Annotated in this window: 19 protein-coding genes; 18 read left to right on the top strand and 1 reads right to left on the bottom strand. The window is 67.7% G+C overall.

The window, feature by feature from the left end; genetic code table 11:
* The first annotated feature begins 20 nt into the window (after positions 1 to 20).
* The 18 genes from AC1RUS_RS07625 to AC1RUS_RS07540 all read left to right on the top strand — a co-directional run bounded on the left by AC1RUS_RS07625 (position 21) and on the right by AC1RUS_RS07540 (position 17,762).
* Positions 21 to 482, top strand: coding sequence for an NUDIX hydrolase (locus AC1RUS_RS07625; RefSeq protein WP_492914660.1), 462 nt, complete (start codon positions 21 to 23; stop codon positions 480 to 482).
* Between the two features lie 315 nt (positions 483 to 797).
* On the top strand, positions 798 to 1,637 hold the full coding sequence (gene rpsB / locus AC1RUS_RS07620; RefSeq protein ID WP_492914658.1) for a 30S ribosomal protein S2: 840 nt from the start codon (positions 798 to 800) through the stop codon (positions 1,635 to 1,637).
* A 95-nt stretch (positions 1,638 to 1,732) separates the two neighbouring features.
* The gene (gene tsf, locus AC1RUS_RS07615) at positions 1,733 to 2,674 is read left to right on the top strand and encodes a translation elongation factor Ts (protein WP_492914656.1); all 942 of its coding nucleotides are present in this window, start codon (positions 1,733 to 1,735) and stop codon (positions 2,672 to 2,674) included.
* Between the two features lie 280 nt (positions 2,675 to 2,954).
* Complete coding sequence (pyrH, locus tag AC1RUS_RS07610; protein WP_492914654.1) at positions 2,955 to 3,698, top strand: UMP kinase; 744 nt, start codon at positions 2,955 to 2,957, stop codon at positions 3,696 to 3,698.
* Positions 3,699 to 3,722: 24 nt separating this feature from the next.
* The gene (gene frr, locus AC1RUS_RS07605; RefSeq protein ID WP_492914652.1) at positions 3,723 to 4,289 is read left to right on the top strand and encodes a ribosome recycling factor; all 567 of its coding nucleotides are present in this window, start codon (positions 3,723 to 3,725) and stop codon (positions 4,287 to 4,289) included.
* A gap of 46 nt (positions 4,290 to 4,335) precedes the next feature.
* Positions 4,336 to 5,115: a polyprenyl diphosphate synthase gene (uppS, locus tag AC1RUS_RS07600; protein WP_492914649.1), complete on the top strand. Its 780-nt coding sequence runs from the start codon at positions 4,336 to 4,338 to the stop codon at positions 5,113 to 5,115.
* On the top strand, positions 5,093 to 5,941 hold the full coding sequence (locus AC1RUS_RS07595; protein ID WP_492914646.1) for a phosphatidate cytidylyltransferase: 849 nt from the start codon (positions 5,093 to 5,095) through the stop codon (positions 5,939 to 5,941). The genes uppS and AC1RUS_RS07595 overlap by 23 nt, the downstream gene beginning before the upstream one ends.
* On the top strand, positions 5,929 to 7,128 hold the full coding sequence (locus AC1RUS_RS07590; protein WP_492914645.1) for a 1-deoxy-D-xylulose-5-phosphate reductoisomerase: 1,200 nt from the start codon (positions 5,929 to 5,931) through the stop codon (positions 7,126 to 7,128). The genes AC1RUS_RS07595 and AC1RUS_RS07590 overlap by 13 nt, the downstream gene beginning before the upstream one ends.
* A 19-nt stretch (positions 7,129 to 7,147) precedes the next feature.
* Positions 7,148 to 8,344, top strand: coding sequence for a M50 family metallopeptidase (locus AC1RUS_RS07585; RefSeq protein ID WP_492914643.1), 1,197 nt, complete (start codon positions 7,148 to 7,150; stop codon positions 8,342 to 8,344).
* A gap of 17 nt (positions 8,345 to 8,361) precedes the next feature.
* The gene (gene bamA, locus AC1RUS_RS07580) at positions 8,362 to 10,725 is read left to right on the top strand and encodes an outer membrane protein assembly factor BamA (RefSeq protein ID WP_492914641.1); all 2,364 of its coding nucleotides are present in this window, start codon (positions 8,362 to 8,364) and stop codon (positions 10,723 to 10,725) included.
* A 2-nt stretch (positions 10,726 to 10,727) separates the two neighbouring features.
* Positions 10,728 to 11,369, top strand: coding sequence for an OmpH family outer membrane protein (locus AC1RUS_RS07575; protein ID WP_492915286.1), 642 nt, complete (start codon positions 10,728 to 10,730; stop codon positions 11,367 to 11,369).
* A 47-nt stretch (positions 11,370 to 11,416) separates the two neighbouring features.
* Positions 11,417 to 12,436 carry a UDP-3-O-(3-hydroxymyristoyl)glucosamine N-acyltransferase gene (gene lpxD / locus AC1RUS_RS07570; RefSeq protein WP_492914639.1) on the top strand — a complete coding sequence of 340 codons (1,020 nt, stop codon included), beginning with the start codon at positions 11,417 to 11,419 and terminating at the stop codon, positions 12,434 to 12,436.
* 2 nt (positions 12,437 to 12,438) lie between these two features.
* On the top strand, positions 12,439 to 12,915 hold the full coding sequence (gene fabZ / locus AC1RUS_RS07565) for a 3-hydroxyacyl-ACP dehydratase FabZ (RefSeq protein ID WP_492914637.1): 477 nt from the start codon (positions 12,439 to 12,441) through the stop codon (positions 12,913 to 12,915).
* A complete protein-coding gene (gene lpxA, locus AC1RUS_RS07560) occupies positions 12,912 to 13,706 on the top strand; it encodes an acyl-ACP--UDP-N-acetylglucosamine O-acyltransferase (protein ID WP_492914635.1) in 795 nt (264 codons plus the stop codon). Before fabZ ends, lpxA begins: the two co-directional genes overlap by 4 nt.
* A 10-nt stretch (positions 13,707 to 13,716) precedes the next feature.
* The gene (gene lpxI / locus AC1RUS_RS07555; RefSeq protein WP_492914633.1) at positions 13,717 to 14,559 is read left to right on the top strand and encodes a UDP-2,3-diacylglucosamine diphosphatase; all 843 of its coding nucleotides are present in this window, start codon (positions 13,717 to 13,719) and stop codon (positions 14,557 to 14,559) included.
* Entirely contained in the window at positions 14,556 to 15,725 is a 1,170-nt protein-coding gene (gene lpxB, locus AC1RUS_RS07550) for a lipid-A-disaccharide synthase (protein WP_492914631.1), read from the top strand. The genes lpxI and lpxB overlap by 4 nt, the downstream gene beginning before the upstream one ends.
* A gap of 67 nt (positions 15,726 to 15,792) precedes the next feature.
* A complete protein-coding gene (gene fliK, locus AC1RUS_RS07545) occupies positions 15,793 to 17,499 on the top strand; it encodes a flagellar hook-length control protein FliK (protein WP_492914629.1) in 1,707 nt (568 codons plus the stop codon).
* Positions 17,496 to 17,762: an EscU/YscU/HrcU family type III secretion system export apparatus switch protein gene (locus AC1RUS_RS07540; RefSeq protein ID WP_492914628.1), complete on the top strand. Its 267-nt coding sequence runs from the start codon at positions 17,496 to 17,498 to the stop codon at positions 17,760 to 17,762. Before fliK ends, AC1RUS_RS07540 begins: the two co-directional genes overlap by 4 nt.
* Positions 17,763 to 17,940: 178 nt before the next feature.
* Here the strand turns inward: AC1RUS_RS07540 and gltA are convergent, their stop codons facing one another.
* Positions 17,941 to 19,221: a citrate synthase gene (gene gltA / locus AC1RUS_RS07535; protein WP_492914626.1), complete on the bottom strand. Its 1,281-nt coding sequence runs from the start codon at positions 19,219 to 19,221 to the stop codon at positions 17,941 to 17,943.
* Positions 19,222 to 19,262: the final 41 nt, after the last annotated feature.

Here is a 19,262-nt window from a genome sequence, read left to right as displayed (position 1 = left end):
CCAGCGCGTTAGATGCGCGCATGCGCCAACGTCCGTCCTCCCGCCTACTGTTGGTAGATCCGGAAGATCGCCTCCTGCTGTTCAGGTTCGAGCACAGGATCGGTCCGCTGGCTGGGCAGGCGTTCTGGGCGACGCCGGGCGGCGGCCTCGATCCGGGCGAAAGCTATGAAGCCGCCGCGTGTCGCGAGCTTCTGGAAGAGACCGGCCTGCTCATCGACGACCCGGGTCCGCAGATCGCGCGCCGCCAGGCGACGTTCCGGACGCCGGAGGGTGAGACGGTGGCGGCCGACGAGCGCTTCTTCCTGGTCCGGGTCGCCGGGCTGGATGTCTCCCAGGACCGATGGACGGCGCTGGAGCGGACGGTGGTGGCGGCGCATCGCTGGTGGTCGCCGGCTGATCTGCGCGCCACCGCCGAACAGGTGTGGCCGGAGGACTTGCCGGATATCCTGGCCGGGGCGGGTGTCTGGCGCACGGCCGACTGAACGCGAGATCCGGCGACGGCGAGGCGCAACCAAGTCGCGGGCGGTCCCTGACCGCTCCCGCCGTCATCGGCAGTCAGAACGACGAAAACCCCGCAGGCGACGGCGGAAAAGGGTCGCGTCTTGCACCTGTCGACGCCCTTTCGATCGACAAGGCTTGCATTTCGATCCGTTCACGACTATCTGCCGCGCCATTCCACACGTGGACGTTCGGTTGCTTCGGGGAGAAATCCTGAAGTCGCCGTTCCGGTCCCGCTTCGAAATGGTTCGAAACGGGGGTGTCCGCGGAGGTTCAACCGGAAAAAGGAAATAGGCCCGATGGCGCTTCCCGAATTCTCCATGCGTCAGCTCCTGGAAGCTGGCGCCCACTTCGGCCACCAGACGCACCGCTGGAACCCGAAGATGGACCGCTACATCTTTGGTTCGCGTTCGAACATCCACATCATCGACCTGTCGCAGTCGATTCCGCTCCTGCACCAAGCCCTGGTGAAGGTGCGTGAAGTCGCCGCCGCCGGCGGTCGCGTGCTGTTCGTCGGCACCAAGCGCCAGGCCAGCGACCCGGTCGCCACGGCCGCCAAGCGCTGCGCCCAATATTATGTGAACCACCGTTGGCTGGGCGGCACGCTCACCAACTGGCGCACCGTCTCGGGCTCGATCGCGCGTCTGCGCGAACTCGAAGGCGTGCTGGCCGGCGAAGGCCAAGGCCGTTCCAAGAAGGAACTGCTGCAGCTGACCCGCGAGCGCGACAAGCTGGAACTGTCGCTGGGCGGCATCAAGGACATGGGCGGCATCCCCGACATCATGTTCGTGATCGACACCAACAAGGAAGCGATCGCGATCCTCGAAGCCCGCAAGCTGAACATCCCGGTCATCGCGATCCTGGACACCAACTGCGATCCGGACGGCATCACCTATCCGATCCCGGGCAACGACGACGCCGCCCGCGCCCTGCAGCTGTACTGCGACCTGATCGCCGACGCCGTCCTGGACGGCCTGGCCGCCGGCCAAGCCGCCTCGGGCGTCGATCTGGGCGCCTCGGTGGCCCCGGTCGAGCCGACCCTGGCGCGCGAACTGACCCCGGAGCCGGTTGCCGAAGCCGCCCAGGAAGCCACCGCCGAAGCGATCCAGGCGGTCGCCGACGAGCCGGCTGCTAACTGATCGAACGACCGTCCTCTGCTGGAGGACCGTTGTGAACATGACATGCGACCGGGCTATCAAGCCCGGTCGCTAAACGTTTGAATCTGGAGGATCTCATGGCTGAAGTGACCGCTGCGCTGGTGAAAGAGCTGCGCGAAAAGTCCGGCGTCGGCATGATGGACTGCAAGAAGGCCCTCGTCGAAAACAACGGCGACATGGAAGCGTCCATTGATTGGCTGCGCGCCAAGGGCCTGTCCAAGGCCGCCAAGAAGGCCGATCGCATCGCCGCCGAAGGTCTGGTCGGCATCGCCGTCCGTAACGACGGCGCCGGCATGACCGCCGCCCTGGTCGAAGTGAACGCCGAAACCGACTTCCTGTCGCGCAACGACCTGTTCCAGAACGCCGTCCGCAAGATCGCGGCCGTCGGCCTGGACATCGAAGGCGTGGACGCCATCGGCGCGGCCAAGACCTCGGACGGCGAAGTCGTCTCCGACGTCCTGACCAACCTGATCGCCACCATCGGCGAGAACATGCTGCTGCGTCGTTCGGCCCGCTTCACCGTGGCTCAAGGCGCCGTCGCGACCTACATCCACAACGCCACCGCGCCGGACCTGGGCCGCATCGGCGTGGCCGTGGCCATCGAAGGCGCCGGCGACCAGGCCAAGATCCTGGAACTGGGCCGCAAGATCGCCATGCACGTGGCCGCGACCGCTCCGCTGTCGCTGTCGCCGGACGATCTGGACCAGGCCGCGATCGACAAGGAACGCGCCATCTTCACCGAACAGGCGCTCGAGTCGGGCAAGCCCGCGGCCGTGGTCGAGAAGATGGTTGAAGGCCGCATCCGCAAGTTCCTGGAAGAAGTCGTGCTGCTGAAGCAAGCCTTCGTCATGAACCCGGACCAGACCGTCGAGCAGCTGGTCGCCGAGACCGGCAAGGAACTCGGCGCGACCCTGACCGTGAAGGGCTTCTCGCGTCTCGCCCTGGGCGAAGGCGTCGAAAAGGCTCCGGAAGGCGATTTCGCCGCCGAAGTCGCGGCCATGGCCGCCGGCCAGGCCTAAGACACGAACGTCGTCCGTCGTCCCAAAAGACGACGGCGGCTTCATACGTCCTTCAAGGGCGCGGCGCGTTCGACGCGCGCCGCGCCCTTGTTGCGCCTAGAGCCTGTCCATTCGCGGCGTTCGAGGCGGATAAACAGGCTCCAGCCGAAATATCTGAAGCCAGGCGGACGCCGAAACCGGTATCCAGTTTCCGCCGCCGCGCCCTAGCGCGCAAAACCGATCCCACTTTTGACGAACGCGCACTATGTTGCGTGCCGACGACTCAGGAAGAGCCAGGTCCATGTCCGAACCCAGCGCCATCACGCCCCAGCGGTTCCGCCGCGTGCTCCTGAAGGTCTCCGGCGAAGTGCTGATGGGCGACACGCCCTACGGCATCGACACCAACACCGTCCAATCCGTCGCCGAGGACATCGCCGAGATCGTCAAGTCTGGCGTCGAGCTGTGCCTGGTGATCGGCGGCGGCAACATCTTCCGCGGCATGGCCGGCGCGGCCAAGGGCATGGAGCGCTCCAGCGCCGACTACATGGGCATGCTGGCCACGGTCATGAACGCCCTGGCCATGCAGGACGCGCTGGAGCGCATCGGCGTCTCCACCCGCGTCCAGTCGGCCATCCCCATGGCCACGGTCTGCGAGCCCTACATCCGCCGTCGCGCCCAGCGTCACCTCGAAAAGGGCCGGGTGGTGATCTTCGCCGCCGGAACCGGCAACCCGTTCTTCACCACCGACACCGCCGCGGCCCTGCGCGCCGCCGAGATGCAGTGCGACGCCCTGTTCAAGGGCACCAGCGTGGACGGCGTCTACACCGCCGACCCCAAGAAGGACGCCAACGCCAAGCGCTACGACCGTCTGACCTATATGGACGTGCTGGCCAAGGATCTGCGGGTGATGGATGCTTCGGCCGTCGCCCTGATGCGCGACAGCAATATCCCGATCGTGGTCTTCTCCATCAAGGGACGCGGCAACCTGCTCAGCGTCCTGGGTGGCGAGGGAACCTTCACCGTCGTCGCGCAAGACGCCGCCTAAACTCCAGCGAAAAGAGCCCAAGCCATGGCCGCTCCCGAAAAGCCCGTCCTGTCCGGATACAAAGACCGCATGGACAAGTCCGTGCTCGCCCTGAAAGAGGACTTCGCCGGTCTGCGCACCGGGCGCGCCTCGTCAAACCTGCTCGACCAGATCATGGTCAACGCCTACGGCTCGATGGTGCAGTTGAACACCGTCGCCTCGATCAGCGTGCCCGAGCCGCGCCAGATCAACGTCAACATCTGGGACAAGGGCGTCGTCTCGGCCGTCGAGAAGGCGATCCGCAACTCGGACCTGGGCCTGAACCCGGTGGTCGAGGGCAATAACCTGCGCATCCCGATCCCGCCGCTGACCGAGGAGCGCCGCAAGGACCTGTCCAAGATCGCAGGCAAGTACGCTGAGGCCCAGAAGGTCGCCGTGCGCAACATCCGTCGCGACGCCAACGACGACCTGAAGAAGGCCGAGAAGGCCAGCGTCATCAGCGAGGATGACCTGAAGAAGATGGAAACCGAGGTCCAGAAGATGACCGACGAGGCCATCAAGCGCATCGACGAGGCCTTGAAAATCAAAGAACAAGAGATCATGCAGGTTTGATCGTCGGCCGAAGTAACGGGGGACGATGAGGGAAGGCTTGAAGCGAATGTCGCCGACGACCGGCCTGCAGGATGTATCGACGCGCGCTGGGGGCGACGCTTCGAACCGCTCCCTGCACGTGGCCATCATCATGGACGGAAACGGTCGCTGGGCGAAGCGGCGCGGCATGCCGCGCGCGCTCGGCCATCGCGCCGGCGTCAACGCGCTCAAGCGCACCGTCGAGGGCGCGCCCGCGTTGGGCCTCAGCGTGCTGACGGTGTTCGGGTTCTCGACCGAGAACTGGCGCCGCCCGGCCCATGAGGTGTCCGAGCTGATGGGCCTGCTGAAGGCCTATATCGAATCAGATCTCGAGCGGCTGGCGCGCGAAGGCGTCCGCGTGCGGATCATCGGTCGTCGGACGGGCCTGGCCCCCGACATCCAGGAGATCATCGAACGCGCCGAGCGCCGCACGGCCCACAACACCCAGTTCACCCTGCAGGTCGCCTTCAACTATGGCGGCCGGGCCGACATTGCCGACGCCGCGCGCGCGTTCGCCGAAGCCGTCGAGCGGGGCGAGGCCAAGGCCTCGGATCTGGACGAAACCGCGTTCGAGGGCCTGCTGTCGACCGCGTCGACACCGGCCCCGGACCTGATCGTGCGCACCAGCGGAGAGCAGCGGATCTCGAATTTCCTGCTCTGGGAATGCGCCTATGCCGAGCTCGTCTTCCAGGACGTGCTGTGGCCTGACTATGGACCTGAGGCGCTTTCGGCGGCCATCGCGGACTATCGCGGTCGCGACCGGCGCTATGGAGGCATTGCCGCCGATGACGTCGCCGTCGCCGGCTAAGCGCTTCAACTGGAAGAATCTTCGGGTGCGGGTGCTTTCAGCCACCGTGCTCGTGCCCACGGTCGTGGCCGCCGTGTGGTTTGGCGGCGTGTGGTATCTCGCCCTGATCTCCGTCTGCGTCGCGCTGCTCGCCCGCGAGTGGGGCATGATGAGCGCGCCCAAGGCGCCCGTCGGCGTGTCCCTGGCCATTGGCGCGGCCAGCCTGGTGGCCCTCGTGGCCGCCTTCCGCGGCCATTACTATCTGACCGGACCGCTGCTGGTGGTGGGCGCGATCCTGGCCGGCCTGCTGGCCCGGGGCCGGGTGGAGCGCCGAGCCGACGCGGCCTATGGCGTCATCTATATCGCGCCGGCCTGCATCGCCCTGATCTGGCTGCGCCTGCTGGAGGCGGGCCTCAGCTGGACGCTGCTGCTATTCGCGGTCACCTGGTTCGCCGACATCTTCGCCTTCGTGGTCGGCAGCATCCTCAAGGGCCCCAAGCTGTGGCCGCGGTTCTCGCCCAACAAGACCTGGTCGGGCTTCTTCGGCGGGCTGGTGGCCTCATCGCTGGCCGCCATCGGCATCGACGCCCTGACGACCTGGCTGCCGTCCCTGCCGGACATGAACCTGACCTGGCCGATCGCCGCCCTGGTGGGCTTCCTCGGCGGGCTGTCCACCATGATGGGCGACCTCTGGGAATCGATGCTCAAGCGCCGGTTCGGCGTGAAGGACTCCGGCGATCTGATCCCCGGTCACGGCGGCATGCTGGACCGCGTCGACGGCCTGATGTTCGCGGCCATCGTCATCGCGGGCGTGCGCCTGATCTACCTGGCTGGATGGGCGCGTTGACATCGACCCGCAAGGTTGTGGTCCTGGGCTCGACGGGATCGATCGGCGTCTCGACGCTGAGCCTGTTCGAGGCCTCGAAGGCGCCGGTCCAGATCCTGGCCCTGACCGCCGGCCGCAATGTCCAGCGTCTGATCGAACAAGCGATACAATGGCGGCCGTCCGTGGCCGTGATCGAGGACGAAACCTGCCTCGAGACCTTGCGCGCCGGCCTGGTCGGGACCGGCGTCCGCGCCGCCGCCGGCACCGCCGCGGTCATTGAGGCCGCGGCCATGGGCGCCGACTGGGTGATGTCGTCCATCGTCGGCGCCGCCGGCCTGGCGCCGACCCTGGCCGCTGCTCGCACCGGGGCCGTCATCGCCCTGGCCAACAAGGAAAGCCTGGTCTGCGCTGGTCCGGCCCTGCTGCGGATCGCACGCGAGGCGGGCGGGTCGGTGATTCCGGTCGATTCGGAACATTCCGCCATCTTTCAGGTGTTGCAGCCCGATTGCATCTCGCGGGTCTCGCGCCTGATCCTGACGGCCTCGGGCGGCCCGTTTCGCACCTGGACTCGCGATCAGATGGCCCTGGCCACGCCCGAACAGGCCATCGCCCATCCGAATTGGTCGATGGGCGCCAAGATTTCGGTCGATTCCGCTTCCATGATGAACAAGGGCCTCGAGATGATCGAGGCGTCCTACCTGTTCGACACTTCCGAAGAGCGCATCGACGTCGTGATCCACCCGCAGTCCGTGATTCACAGCCTGGTGGAATACGCCGACGGCTCGACCCTGGCCCAGCTGGGGCCGCCGGACATGCGCGCGCCCATCGCCTGCGCCTTTTCCTGGCCCGACCGCCTGCCTTGGCCCGCGCCAAAGCTGGATCTGGCCGCCTATGGCCAGCTGACCTTCGAGGCTCCCGACCTGGAACGTTTCCCGTCTATCGCCATCGCCCGCGAGGCGATGAGGCTGGGCGGCGGCGCTCCGGCTGCTATGAACGCGGCCAACGAAGTGGCCGTGGCGGCCTTCCTTGACCGCCAGATCGGCTTTCTGGATATTGCCGCCTCGGTGGCGGGGACCCTGGAACGCATGAACAGTCTCGGGACCCTGGACGAAGCTGCCTCCGATCCGCTTGAAAGTGCGATGACGACGGATGCGAGCGCTCGCCGCATTGCGGCCGAGGTTGTCGCGCAGAAGCGTCAACGGAACTGACCGGGGAACCCCTGCCTTCATGATCGACGCCCTGATCTTTGTCGTCTCCACGGTGTTCGTGCTGTCGATCGTCGTCACGATCCACGAGCTCGGACACTTCTGGGCGGCGCGCGCCTGCGGGGTGGCGATCGACTGCTTCTCGCTGGGCTTCGGCCCGGCCATCGCCTCGTGGCGCGACAAGTCCGGCGTCGAGTGGCGCCTGGCCTCGATTCCCCTGGGCGGCTACGTGCGCTTCTCGGGCGACGAGAACGCCGCCAGCGTGCCCGACCAGAACGACCTGGACGCCATGAAGCGCGCCATCGTCGAACGTGAAGGGGAGGCGGCCGTGGGTCGCTATTTCCACTTCAAGCCGATCTGGCAACGCGCGGTCATCGCCGCCGCCGGTCCGATCTCCAACTTCCTGCTGGCCATCGTGATCTTCACGGTGCTGTTCGCCGCGTATGGCCAGGTGACCAACCCGGCCCGGATCGACGGCGTGCGCCCCGGCGGCGCGGCCGAGGCGGCGGGCTTCCACGCCGGCGACCTGATCACCCGCGCCGACAACAAGCGCATCCGCTCGTTCCAGGACCTGCAGCAGTACACCACCCTGCGCGCCAACGTGCCGATCCGCTTCACCGTCGAACGCGGCGCCGAGACCGTGGTCCTGACGGCCACGCCGCGCCTCGAAGAGCGCGTCGACAAGATTTCCGGCCGCGTGAAGGTCGGGACCCTGGGCCTGGAAAGCCGTTCGCGCCCGACCCTGGTCAAGCCGACCCTCATCGAAGCCGTGCCCGCCGCCTGCGACGCGGTCTGGGACATGCTCAAGACCATCGCCTACTATCTTGGCCGCCTGGTGCGCGGTCAGGTCCCCGCCGACCAGATCAGCGGCCTGATCGGCATCGGCCATACCGCCGGCGCGGTGGCCAAGGCCGGCGCCGCGGGCGCGCCCGACCTTCCTTCCAAATTGTACGGCGGCCTGGTGGGCCTCACCGTCCTGATCGGCAGCCTGTCGGTCAGCATCGGCTTCATGAACCTGTTGCCGATCCCCGTCCTCGATGGCGGTCACCTGCTGATGTACGCCTATGAGGCCATCGCCAAACGCCCCCTGCGCGCCGATTTCCAGGCCGCCGGTTTCCGGGCGGGGCTTGCGCTGATCCTGGGTTTCATGCTGTTCGCGGCATGGAACGACCTCAACCGCTACGACGTGTTCAAATTCATCGGCGGCCTGTTCACGTGAACGCCCGCTCTTCGTCCATGAATGGTCCCATGAACAATCTTCGCGCCCATAGCGCCGCGTTCGCCACCGGTCTGGCGCTTCTCCTCGGCTCCACCGCGCTGGTCGCCCCGCAGGCGGCTTTCGCTCAGGCCGCGCAGTCGAGCGTGGTCCAGCGGATCGTGATCCAGGGCAACGAACGCATCGAGCAGGGGACGGTCATGTCCTACCTGCCGATCCAGCCGGGCGACACGGTCGACGCGGCCCGCCTCGACCTGGCGCTGAAGACCCTGGCCCGCACCGACCTCTTCGCCGACGTGAAGATCGAGATCCTGTCGGGCGACCTGATCGTCAAGGTCGTCGAGAACCCGATCATCAACCAGGTGGTCTTCGAGGGGAATTCGTCCCTGAAGGAAGACAAGCTGAAGGACGAAGTGCAGATCCGCCCGCGCGGCATCTTCACCCGCGCCAAGGTTCAGGCCGACGTCCAGCGCATCATCGAGCTCTATCGCCGTTCGGGCCGCATCTCGGCGACCGTGACCCCCAAGGTCGTGGAGCTGCCGCAAAAGCGCGTCGACCTCGTGTTCGAAATCAACGAAGGCCCCAAGAGCGGCGTGCTCGGCATCAACTTCCTGGGCAATTCGGAGTTCTCGGACAACGACCTGCGCGACGTGGTCGTGACCAAGGAGTCGCACTGGTACAAGTTCCTGACCAGCAACGACAACTACGACCCCGACCGGATCGAGTACGACCGCGAACAGCTGCGCAAGCACTATCGCAACCGCGGCTATTTCGACTTCCGCGTCATCTCGTCGGTGGCCGAACTGGCGCCGGACAAGAACGGCTTCGCCGTGACCTACACCCTCGAGGAAGGTCCCAAGTACAAGTTCGGCAAGATCACCGTCGAGACCGAGCTGAAGAAGCTGGACGGCACGCTGCTGGCCCAGATCCTGCCAATCCGCACCGGCCAGCTCTATGAAGACGAGAAGATCGAGCAGGCGACCGACGCCCTGACCTTCGCCGCCGGCGCCGCCGGCTTCGCGTTCGTCGACGTGCGCCCGCGCTACGTGCCCAACCGCGAGACCAACACCGTCGACGTGGTGTTCCAGGTCCGCGAAGGCCCGCGCGTCTATGTCGATCGCATCGACATCGTCGGCAACACCCGCACGCTGGACTACGTCCTGCGTCGCGAACTCGAAGTGGCCGAGGGCGACGCCTATAACCGCGTGCTGGTCGACCGCTCGAAGAACAACATCCGTCGCTTGGGCTTCTTCAAGGAAGTCGACATCGAGGAAATCCCCGGCAGCGCTCCGGACCGCACCGCCCTGCGCGTGAAGGTCGAAGAACAGCCGACCGGCGAACTGTCGTTCAGCGCCGGCTACAGCTCGGTCGACAAGCTGGTGCTCGACGTCGGCATCACCGAGCGGAACTTCCGCGGTCGCGGCCAGAACATGCGCGGCCGGGTCTCCGTCGGCTCGCTGCGTCAGCAGGTCGACTTCGCCTTCACCGAGCCGCGGTTCCTGAACCGCAACCTGGTGGCGGGCGTGGACCTCTACTCGTTCCGCTACGACCTCAGCGACTACGCGGCGTATGACACCAGCTCGGTCGGCGGCAACGTGCGCGTCGGCTTCCCGCTGACCCAGAACGCCTCGATGAGCCTGCGCTACACCCTGCGCCGCGACGAAGTCAGCGTGTCGGACAGCCTGTGCACCAGCGGCTCGGTCTCGCAGATCCTCTGCCTGCAGCGCGGCGCCTACATGACCTCGCTGGTCGGCTACGGCCTGCGGATCGACAAGCGCAACGACCCGATCCAGCCGACGCGCGGTTGGTTCGCCGACCTGAACCAGGACCTGGCGGGCTTTGGCGGCGACGTGAAGTACCTGAAGACCGAAACCGACGCGGGTTGGTACTGGGGCTTCAACAAGGACTTCATCTTCAGCGCCACCGGTTCGGCCGGCTACATTGAGGGCTGGGGCGGCGACAACGTCCGCATCAACGACCGCTTCTACAAGGGCGGCACCAACTTCCGCGGCTTCGAGACGGCCGGTATCGGTCCGCGCGACATCTCGACGACCAGCAACTCGATGGGCGCCAAGCTCTATGCGATCGGCACGTTCGAGCTGACCGTCCCGACGCTCCTGCCCGAGCAGTACGGCATCAAGGCCGCCGTCTTCAGCGACTTCGGCACCGCCGGCCTGTTGGACGACGTCGATCGTCAATCGTCGACGGGGGTGTTCGACCCGAACATTCGCGACAACCTGGCGCTTCGCGCCTCGGCCGGTCTCAGCATCGACTGGAAGTCGCCGATGGGTCCGATCCGCTTCGACTTCAGCAAGATTCTCGCCAGGGAAGATTACGACCGGACCGAAACGTTCCGGTTCTCCACCTCCACAAGGTTCCAATGATCATGACGTCCAAGTTCCTGTCTGCGGCCGCTTCGAGCGTTGTCGCCATCGCCATCTCGACCAGCGCCATGGCGCAGACGGCTCCGGCCGCTGCTCCGGCCGCTCCGGCCATCACCCACGGCGCCGCGCTTCCGGGCGTCTGCATCTTCTCGAGCCAACGCGCCGTGGCCACCTCGCAGGTCGGCGGCGCCGTCGACGCGCGCCTGAAGACGATCATCTCGCAAGTGAACGCCGAGCTGACCAGCGAGCGCACCGCTATCGACAACGAGGCCAAGGCTCTGGACGCCAAGAAGGCGACCACGGCCCAGGACGCCCTGGAAGCCCAGGCCGCGACCCTGCAAGCCAAGGCCAACGCCTGGCAGCGCAAGGGCCAGCTGCGCCAGAAGGAAGTCGAAGCCACTGAGCAGAAGGCGCTGCAACGCGTCTATCAAGAGCTCGATCCGGCCATCAAGCAGGTCTACCAGCAGCGCACCTGCGGCCTGCTGCTCGACCGCGAAGGCGTTCTGCTCGCCAACCCGGCCATGGACATCACCGACGCTGTCGTGACCGCGCTGAACGCCCGCATCAAGACGCTGACCTTCGATCGCGAACGTCTGGACCAAGCCGTCCCGGGCGCTCAAGCTCTCCAGCCGACCAATAAGTAAGCGAGTCGGCCCGGGGTCAGCCCCGGGCCGTCCGCGACGAGGACTGGATGCCGGACCCGCGCTTCTTCGATGACCTGGGTCCGGCGTCTCTCTCCGAGTTGGCGCGCCTCGGCGGCGCCCAGCTTGCCAATCCGGCCCTCTCGGATCGCATGATCGCCGGCGTCGCCCCGCTCGACGCGGCCGACGACGACGCTGTCGCCTTCTTTTCAGACGCCAAGCGCAAGGACGCGGCGGCCAGCACCCGGGCCGGCGCCTGTTTCGTGCGTCCAGAGCACAAGCACCTGCTGGCGCCCGGTTGCGCCGCGCTCCTGACGCCGCACCCCCAGGCCGCCTGGGCCGCCGCGGCGGCGCGCCTCTGCGCGCCGCGCCGCCATGATCCCAAGACCGCCACGATCCATCCCGACTGCGAGCTGGAAGACGGCGTCCTGCTGTCGGCCGGCGTGGCGATCGGGCAGGGGGCGAGAATCGGACGCGGGACCCGCCTGGCGCCCGGCGTCGTCATCGGTCCCGGCGTCGCCATCGGCCGCGACTGCGTGATCGGCGCCAACGCCGTGATCGGCTTCGCCCTCGTCGGCGACCGGGTCAGCGTCCACGCCGGCGCGGTGATCGGCGAGGCCGGATTCGGGGCCGCGCCAGGGGCCAAGGGGATCGTCGACCTGCCCCAGCTGGGCCGGGTGGTGATCCAGGACAATGTCACCATCGGCGCTAACAGCTGCGTGGATCGTGGCGCTTTCGGCGATACGACCATTGGCGAGAACACCAAGATCGACAATCTGGTCCATGTCGCTCACAACGTCCGTCTAGGGCGCAATTGCGTGCTGGCGGCCTATACCGGAATCTCGGGCAGCACCGTCGTCGGAGACGGCGTGCAGTTCGGCGGCAAGGCCGGTGTCGCGGATCACTTGACCATCGGTTCGGGGGCGAGCATTGGCGCGTCGGCGTCGGTGTTCAAGGACGTGCCCGCAGGCGAAACATGGACTGGGTTTCCGGCGCGGCCGCTCAAGCGGTGGCTCCGGGAGACCGCATGGCTGTCACGCATGGCGGGCGGCCGGGGAACAAGGGGCTAAGTATGGGCCGAGACATCGCAGAACCGGTGCAGACCGACATCGACATCGCCGAGATCCTGGCCAGGATTCCGCACCGCTATCCCTTCCTGCTGGTGGATCGCGCCGAGGACTATCGCCCGCACCAGTCGATCGTCGGCATCAAGTGCGTGACGATGAACGAGCCGTTCTTCCAGGGCCACTTCCCGGGCAATCCGGTGATGCCCGGCGTGCTGATCGTCGAGGCCATGGCCCAGACGGGCGCGGTGCTGATGAGCAAGTCGCTCGAGGTCGACACCGAGGGCAAGACCATCTTCTTCATGTCGATCGACGGCGTGCGCTTCCGCAATCCCGTACGCCCCGGCGACGTCATCCGCATGGAGGTCGAGGTCACGCGCGCCCGCTCCAGCATCTTCAAGTTCAAGGGCGTGGCCAAGGTCAACGACAAGGTCGCCGCCGAGGCCGAATTCGCCGCCATGGTCGTGGAGACCCCGACCAAATGACCCAGGTCCACCCCACCGCCATCGTCGATCCCGGCGCCAAGCTGGGCGCCGACGTCGAGATCGGCCCGTTCAGCATCGTCGGTCCAGACGTGACGTTGCAGGCCGGGGTCAAGCTGATGTCCCACGTGGTGATCGAGGGCGTGACGACGATCGGCGAAGGCTGCGTGGTCCACCCGTTCGCCAACCTCGGCGGCCCGCCCCAGCACCTGGGGCACAAGGGCGAGAAGACCGAGCTGCTGATCGGCCCACGCAACATCATTCGCGAACACGTCACCATGCACACCGGCACGGCGTCGGGCAAAGGCGTGACGACGGTGGGCGCGGACGGCCTCTACATGGTCGGCTCGCACATCGCCCACGACTGCGTGGTCGGCGATCACGTGGTGATGGCCAAGGGCGCGACCCTGGGCGGCCACGTCGCCATCGGCGACTTCGTGTTCATGGGCGGTCTGGCGGCGGCCCACCAGTTCAGCCGCATCGGCCGCTACAGCTTCATCGGCGGTCTGGCCGCGGTGACCAAGGACGTCATCCCGTACGGCTCGGTGTGGGGCAACCACGCCCACCTGGAAGGCCTGAACCTGGTCGGCCTGAAGCGTCGGGGCTTCTCGCGCGAGACGATCAACGCCCTGCGCGCCGCCTATCGCCTGATGTTCGCCGACGAGGGCACCTTCCAGGAGCGCCTGGATGACGTCGCCGAGATCCACGCCGGCAACGCTGAGGTGATGGAGATCGTCGATTTCATCCGCGCGGACGCCAATCGTCCGCTTTGCCTGCCCGAACGCGAGGTCTAGGCTCATCTCCATGCGCAAGCTTGGTCTGATCGCCGGCGGGGGCGCGCTTCCCGTCGAACTGGCGGCCCATTGCGAGGCCGCCGGGCGGCCTTTCGCCGTCATGCGCCTGCGCAGCTTCGCCGACGCCGCCCTCAGCCGCTATCCGGGCCTCGAGGTCGGGCTGGGCGAGTTCGGCAAGGCGTTCAAGGCTCTGAAGGCCGAGGGCTGCGAGGCCGTCTGTTTCGCCGGCACGGTCGATCGTCCCGAATGGTCGGCCCTGATGCCCGACATGCGCGGCATGAAGGTCATTCCGGCGCTGATCAAGGCGGCCCGCCAGGGCGACGACGCCCTGCTGCGGCGGGTGCTGGACGAGTTCGAGAAGGAGGGCTTCGACATCGAGGGCGCCCACGAGGTGCGCAGCGAGATGACTCTGCCGTCCGGCGTGCTGGGCCTGCACGCACCGCGTCCCGAGGATCAACCCGATATCGAGCGCGCCCTGCTGGTGGCCCGCGAGATCGGCAAGCTGGACGTGGGGCAGGGGGCGGTCGTCTGCGAGGGCCTGGTCCTGGCCGTCGAGGCCCAGGAGGGCACCGACGCCATGCTCCGCCGCGTGGCCGACCTTCCCCAGGCCATTCGCGGCACGGCCGAGCACCGCCGCGGCGTTCTGGCCAAGGCGCCCAAGCCGATCCAGGAGACCCGGGTCGACCTGCCCACCATCGGCGTGGCCACCCTTCACCGCGCCGCGCGGGCCGGCCTGGCCGGGATCGTCGGCGAGGCCGGCGCCCTGCTGGTGGTCGACCGCGAGGCCGTGATCGCCTGCGCCAACGACCTGGGCCTGTTCGTCCTGGGGGTCGAACCGCGGAGCCGGGGATGACCCGCCCCCTGACCGTCATGCTCGTAGCGGCCGAGGCCTCGGGTGACGCCCTGGGCGCGGGCCTGGCCAGGGCCCTGAAGCGACGCCTGGGCCAGGCCAATGTCCGCTTCGTCGGCGTCGGCGGCGCCAAGATGGCGGCCGAGGGCGTCCAGAGCCCGTTCGACATCGCCCAGCTGTCGATCATCGGCATCGTCGAGAGCCTGAAGGCCTATCCGCGCGCCATGGCCCGGCTGAAGGACACCCTGGCCCTGGCCGAACGGGAAAGGCCCGACGTCGCTGTGCTGATCGACAGCTGGGGGTTCAACATCCGCCTGGCCCAGGCGCTGCGCAGGCAGCGGCCAAGCCTGCCGCTGGTCAAGTACGTCGCGCCCCAGGTCTGGGCCTATCGCCCGGGCCGCGCCAGGGGTCTGGCCAAGGCGGTCGATTTCCTGATGTCGATCCAGCCGATGGACAAGCCGTTCTTCGACGCCGCCGGCCTGGAGAACGTCTTTGTCGGCAACTCCGCCCTGGCCAAGGACTTCGCCAAGGCCGATCCGGCCCGCCTGCGGACCGCCCTGGGCCTGTCGCCCGACGAGCCGATCCTGCTGGTCCTGCCGGGCAGCCGGCCGTCCGAGATCGATCGCGTCATGCCGGCCTTCGAGGACGCCGTGCGTCGCCTGAAGGCCCAGCGTCCCGACCTCGCCGTGGTCGTGCCGGCCGCCTTCACCGTCGTCGAGGCGGTCAAGGCGCGCGTCGCCGGCTGGCCCTTCCGCGCCCACGTCGTCGAGGACGAGGGCCTCAAGGACGACGCCATGGTCGCCGGAACCGTGGCCCTGGCTTGCAGCGGCACCGTGACCACCGAACTGGCCCTGGCCGGTTGCCCCATGGTGGTCGGCTACCGCGTCAGCGCCACCACCTATCGGCTGTTGAAGATGCTGTTCAAGCCGCGCTGGGTGACCCTGATCAACATCGCCGCCGACAAGGCCATCGCGCCGGAATACCTGCAGGACGACCTGAACGGCGCAGCCCTGGCCCAGGCCGTTGCGGCGCGGCTGGACGATCCGGACCTGCGCTCCCGCCAGATCGCCGAGCAGAACGCGGCGCTGGATCGGATGGGGCGCGGCATGCCTGATCCCTCCGAGGCCGCCGCCGAGGCCCTGCGGGGCTTCCTGGAGCGTCGCCGATAGCCGCTTGATCGACATCGAGCGCGGTTGCTGCGATCCTCGACGCCGACCCCGCCCGGAGCCCTGAGTCTTGGCGATCGATCCGACAGCGCCCATCACGCCGATCCTCCCCGCCACGCCCGCGACCCAGGTGACGGACGCGGCCAAGGCCTTGCAGGCGGCGGCCCGGACCATCGCGGCCGAGAACGCGATGATGCTGGGCGAGATCGCCAGCGGGGAAGGGCGGTCCAACGTCGGCGCCGCTCAGGCCCATGCCGCTTCCGCTTCGACCGGCGTCGACAAGCCTCATACGCCGCCCAGCCTCGCGACCCTGGCTGATCAGGTGACGGCGGCGGTGAAGGCCGCCGCCGCCCAGGCGGTCGGCAAGCAGAGCGGCCTGGCGCCGATGATGACCAATCTGGACGCCGTCCTTCGGCGCCCCGAGACGCCCGAGCCTGTCCGCCAAGCCGCCCGCGCGGTGCTCGACAAGGCCTTGCCGACCACGCAGCCGGTAACCGCCAACGCCCTGCGCGAAGCGGTCCAGGGCTCCGGCGTCTTCCTCGAGGCCAGGTTGGCGAGAACACCGCCTCAACAGACGCACACGGCGCCCACACCGACGGCCCAGGCCGCTCTAGGCGCAGAAGCGGCCGGCGGCGACATGAAGGCCGCGCTGCTGGTGCTGCGCGCCGTGGTCTCGACCTGGCTGGCCAAGGCGCCGGCCCTGAAGTCTCCGACCGAAGAAGAGACTTCCGACCGCGCGCTGGATCCCGAGGGCCGCGCCGCTTCTCCCGCGCCCTACGGAAATACGGCCGCCGTGAGCGCCAGGATGGCGACGCCGGCGCAGACGCACACGACAACGCCGAACCCGCCCCAGGCGCCGTCCTTCGGGCCGGGACAGGCGCTCCAGACGCCCGAAGGACTGACACCGCCCGAGCAGCCTGACGTCGAACCGGCGCCGGTCGGCGTCGCAACGGCCGCCACGCCCTCGCCCGAGGAGCTGATCGACGCGCCGGAGCCGCTTCTGGCGGAAGATCTCGAGGCGCCGCCGCCGCATCCGCCGAAGACCGAGGCCCGCCCCTCGGCGCCCGCCCGTCCGATCCTGATGGTGGGGCTGATCGAGGAGGAGCCACTCGACGATCTGCCGGCGTCCGAAAGACCCGACCCGCCCGCCGTCGCCGCGCGCTATGGGGCCGTCGCCCCGCGTGTGCAGGCCGCGCCCCAGCCGCCGCCTCCGCCCTATGCCGGCGGTCCGACCACGCCCCAGGCGGCGACGCGCTCGGACCTGCCCCAGAACCTGCCCGCCGCCGAACTGGCGCGCCGGCTGCTGAAGGATGTCGGCGGCGCCATCGCCCGCCAGGAACTGTCGCAGATCGCCTCGCTGCCGGAGGGCCGCCACGAGCCGGAAAGAGCGGCCGAGGCCAAGTCGCCCCGCTGGGTGTTCGACCTGCCGTTCCAGACGCCTCAGGGCGTCGCCGTCGCCCAGTTCGAGATCAATCGCGACGGCGGAGGCGGCGGCTCCGACGGCGGTCCGGCCCTCGAACGCACTTGGCGGGCGCGGTTCTCGCTCGACGTCGAGCCCCTGGGCCCGGTCCATGTCCAGGTCGCCCTGACGGGCGCGATGGCCCGGGTCGGAGTATGGGCCGAGCGCCCGGAAGCCATGGCGCGGCTGCAGGCCGGAGAGGAAGGTCTGAACGCCGCCCTCCGCGAGGCCGAGCTGACGCCCGAGGTGGCCTTCCACCCCGGCTCCCCGACGGCCGCCCCGACGGCCCCGGGCCGGTTCGTGGATCGCGCCTCGTGAGCGGCGGCGTCACGGGACCGGGCGGTCGCGGCAAGATCGCCGTGGCGCTGCTCTATGAGGGAACCGACGCGCCCAAGGTCGTGGCCTCGGGCCAGGGCTGGGTCGGCGAGAAGATCGTCGAGACCGCCCGCGAGCACGGCGTGCCGATCGAAGAAAACCCCGCCCTGGCCCAGGCCCTGTCGACCATCGAGATCGACGAGGAAATCCCCGAAGCGCTCTATCGCGCCGTGGCCGAGGTGCTGAGTTTTCTGTTGAGGAAGTAGCGCCCCAACACCTGTCATCCCGGCCGCAGCGAAGCGGAGAGCCGGGACCACCGGAAACGCAGACGCTTGCCGCGGTCCCGGGGAGCCTCTGCGAGGCTTCCGCGATGACAAACTATTTTGCCCAAAGAAAAACCCCGCCTTGCGACGGGGCTTTTCCAGTTCAATCCAAACCGAAGGCTCAGCCGCGGGTTTCGACCGGCACGTAGTCGCGCTGGGTCGCGCCCGTATAGAGCTGGCGCGGACGGCCGATCTTGCGGGTGGGGTCTTCGAACATTTCCTTCCACTGGCTGATCCAGCCGACGGTGCGGGCCAGGGCGAACAGCACGGTGAACATGTTGGTCGGGAAGCCCATCGCGCGCAGGGTGATGCCCGAATAGAAGTCGATGTTCGGGTAGAGCTTGCGGTCGATGAAGTAGGGATCGCTGAGGGCGATCTTTTCCAGCTCCATGGCCACTTCCAGCAGCGGGTCGTTGATGCCCAGCTGGCCGAGGACCTCGTGGCAGGTCTTCTGCATGACCTTCGCGCGCGGATCGAAGTTCTTGTACACGCGGTGGCCGAAGCCCATCAGCTTGTACTTCTTGTCCTTCACGCCCTGCACATAGGCCGGGATGTTCTCGACCGTGCCGATTTCCTCGAGCATCTCGAGGGCTTCCTGGTTGGCGCCGCCGTGCGACGGGCCCCACAGGCAGGCGATGCCGGCGGCGATGCAGGCGAACGGGTGAGCGCCCGACGAACCGGCCAGACGGACGGTCGAGGTCGAGGCGTTCTGCTCGTGGTCGGCGTGCAGGATGAAGATGCGGTCCATGGCGCGCGTCAGGACGGGGTTGGGAACCCAGTCCTCGGCCGGCACCGAGAAGCACATGCGCAGGAAGTTTTCCGAGTACGACAGCTCGTTGCGCGGCGTCACGAACGGACGGCCGACGCTGTACTGGAAGGCGCGCGCGGCGATGGTCGGCATCTTGGCGATCAGGCGATGGGCGCTGATCTCGCGTTGCTTGGGATCGTCGACGTTCAGGCTGTCGGCGTAGAAGGCCGACAGGGCGCCGACGGCGCCGGTCATGATCGCCATCGGGTGGGCGTCGCGGCGGAAGCCCTGGAAGAAGCTGTCGAACTGGGCGTGCAGCATCGTGTGATAGGTGATGTTGCGTTCGAACTTGGCGAATTCATCGGCCGTCGGCAGTTCGCCGTTCAGCAGCAGATGGCAGACTTCCAGGAACGAGGACTTCTCGGCCAGTTGGTCGATCGGATAGCCGCGGTGCAGCAAAACACCGGCGTCGCCGTCGATATAGGTGATCTTGCTCTCGCACGACGCGGTCGAGGTGAAGCCCGGATCGAAGGTGAAGTGGTCGCTGTCGCCGTAGAACTTGCGGACGTCGACAACGTCCGGACCCGTGCTGCCCTTGAGGATCGGCAGGTCGTAGCTTTTGTCGCCGATCGTCAGTGTGGCTTTATCGGTCATGCGGGAAACCCCTTCATCGATGGAACGAGCAGTCCAAGTTT

Source organism: Caulobacter sp. GW821-FHT10F06 (assembly GCF_058809215.1).
Note: the sequence above shows the minus strand (reverse complement) of the source record. Positions and strands in the feature narration are given on the sequence as shown.